We start from the raw sequence: 1,661 nt of genomic DNA, 5'->3' as shown, positions 1-1,661 counted from the left end.
TCACTTTTATTTTAGGATCCCTCACTTAAAAAAATATTAGTAAAAACAATAAATTATTAGCAATAAAAAAGAGTATGGTGCCCAGACGCGGCAGACAGGGCTTTAGCAACAAGAATCAAGTCGTATAAATATGTGCAAGAGCATATTGATGTCTATAATTTTTTATGTTCCAATAAAAAAATTAAGAATTAAAGAAAAAATCTCAAATCAAAAATTTAAGGTGGTCTAAAAGGTGGACCCAAAAAGGTGGACGAGCAATGTGTGAAAAGGTGGACGAGAAGGGAAATTAAGTGAGGGCGATTCATAGATTATCAGCATTACTTGTCAAGTCTGCTTCTCAAGGTAAATATTGTGATGGAGCAGGGCTATGGTTGAATGTTCGAAAAGACAATACGCGCTCTTGGTTCTTTCGTTATACATACCACAACAAACGCCGTGAAATGGGGCTCGGTCCAGTCGCACAACTTTCTCTGAAAGAAGCGCGCGAACTTGCCAAGCATTATAGTACTATTCTCAGAGAAGGCAATGACCCTATTGTCTATCGAGAACAAACTGTCTTAAAACAGCAAAGCAACATATTCAGTGAGATTGCAACAGCGGCTTTTGAAAGTAAAAAAGCAGAGTTAAAAAATGAAGGCAAAAATGGGCGCTGGTTTTCTCCGCTGGAATTGCATGTTATTCCACACATAGGCAGCCTCTCTATAGAAAAATTAACGGCTAATATCATTCGCAATGTTCTTGCTCCTCTTTGGCATGAAAAAGCAGACACAGCACGAAAAGCACTTAATCGTATTAACATTTGTTTGAAATATGCTGCGGCTCTTGGTTTGGACGTTGATCTACAAGCTTGTATGAAAGCACGCGCCCTTTTAGGAAAACCCCGTGCTACATCAACAAATATTCCTGCTATGCCATGGCAAGAAGTACCGGCTTTTTATCAGAATTTAGATGATAAGATTCTTTCAAATTTAGCACTGAAGCTTCTGATTTTGACAGGGGTGCGATCACATCCATTGCGATATTTGCGTCTTGAACAAATAGATAAAAATATATGGACAATACCAAAAGAAAATATGAAAGGTATTGTGGGAAAAGTTTCAGATTTTCGCGTGCCATTAAGTCATGAAGCTTTGAACGTGATTGAAAAATCTCTCCCTTTTGAAAAGAATGGTTTTTTATTTGCTGGGAGTTCTGGAAAGCCTATATCTGATGTAACACTTTCTAAATTCATGAAAGACAAAGGTTTTGATTATAGACCCCATGGTTTCAGATCTAGTCTTCGTGACTGGATAGCAGAAACAACGTCAACACCATTTGAGATTGCTGAAACTGTTCTTGCCCATTCAGTTGGGAGTTCAGTGACAAAAGCTTATATGCGAACGGATTTTTTAGAACAACGACATGCTCTCATGGAACAGTGGGCTGCATTTATAACAGGAGCGACCTAAGGGGATTAAATTGTTAATGTTTTGAAAACCACTGTTTCATATGTGCAAAGACATTATCTAGCGCGTCCATGAGGCGGGCAAAATCAAGGATCAGCAAAAAAAGAAAAAATACAATCCACTTCATCAGACGCGACATCATCTTCACACTTTGGTAGGCAATAATCATTTCTTGAAGCATGGCTTTTTCGGTTTCTGTAAGCTCTGTATCGTCTT

General features: G+C 38.3%; 2 protein-coding genes. One reads left to right on the top strand and one right to left on the bottom strand.

What is annotated here, in order from left to right; translation table 11 throughout:
• Positions 1–290: 290 nt before the first annotated feature.
• Positions 291–1,448 carry a tyrosine-type recombinase/integrase gene (locus BN202_RS06775; protein WP_019219866.1) on the top strand — a complete coding sequence of 386 codons (1,158 nt, stop codon included), beginning with the start codon at positions 291–293 and terminating at the stop codon, positions 1,446–1,448.
• Between the two features lie 13 nt (positions 1,449–1,461).
• On the opposite strand, the gene BN202_RS09985 is transcribed toward BN202_RS06775, so the two are convergent.
• A partial coding sequence (locus BN202_RS09985; RefSeq protein WP_019219865.1) for a hypothetical protein occupies positions 1,462–1,661 on the bottom strand: 200 nt, incomplete at its 5' end.

The organism is Bartonella florencae (genome assembly GCF_000312525.1).
In the GTDB taxonomy this organism is placed as follows: domain Bacteria; phylum Pseudomonadota; class Alphaproteobacteria; order Rhizobiales; family Rhizobiaceae; genus Bartonella; species Bartonella florencae.
Note: the sequence above shows the minus strand (reverse complement) of the source record. Positions and strands in the feature narration are given on the sequence as shown.